The organism is Actinomadura vinacea (assembly GCF_039532545.1).
GTDB lineage: Bacteria > Actinomycetota > Actinomycetes > Streptosporangiales > Streptosporangiaceae > Spirillospora > Spirillospora vinacea.
In genome coordinates this window covers 1-638 of record NZ_BAAARW010000010.1, presented here as the reverse complement: position 1 = coordinate 638, position 638 = coordinate 1, and the positions used below count along the sequence as shown (strand labels likewise).

Sequence of the window (638 nt, the reverse complement as noted above, 5' to 3'; positions counted from 1 at the left end):
GTGAGGAGGGCAAGGTCATCGGCGTCCGGGTGTTCTCCCGTGACGAGGGTGACGAGTTGCCGCCGGGTGTGAACGAGCTGGTCCGGGTGTATGTGGCGCAGAAGCGCAAGATCACCGATGGGGACAAGCTGGCCGGCCGGCACGGCAACAAGGGCGTCATCTCCAAGATCCTTCCGGTCGAGGACATGCCGTTCCTGGAGGACGGCACCCCGGTCGACATCGTCCTCAACCCGCTGGGCGTGCCCGGCCGGATGAACGTCGGCCAGGTCCTGGAGACCCATCTGGGGTGGATCGCCGCGCAAGGCTGGGACCTCAGCGGGGTCGAGGGCGAGTGGGCCGAGCGGCTGCGCGAGAAGGGCTTCGGCCGCGTCGAGCCGCGCACCAACGTCGCCACCCCGGTCTTCGACGGTGCCGACGAACAGGAGATCATCGGCCTTCTGAGCAGCACCCTCGTCAACCGCGACGGCGACCGGATGGTGATGCCCAGCGGCAAGGCGCAGCTGTTCGACGGCCGGTCCGGCGAGCCCTACAGCGACCCGATCTCGGTCGGCTACATCTACGTTCTCAAGTTGCACCACCTGGTCGATGACAAGATCCATGCGCGGTCGACCGGTCCGTACTCCATGATCACCCAGCAG

Annotated in this window: 1 pseudogene; it reads left to right on the top strand. The window is 66.9% G+C overall.

Annotated features, from left to right (window positions below):
- Positions 1-638: pseudogene (locus ABD340_RS11755) on the top strand (DNA-directed RNA polymerase subunit beta); the annotation flags it as partial.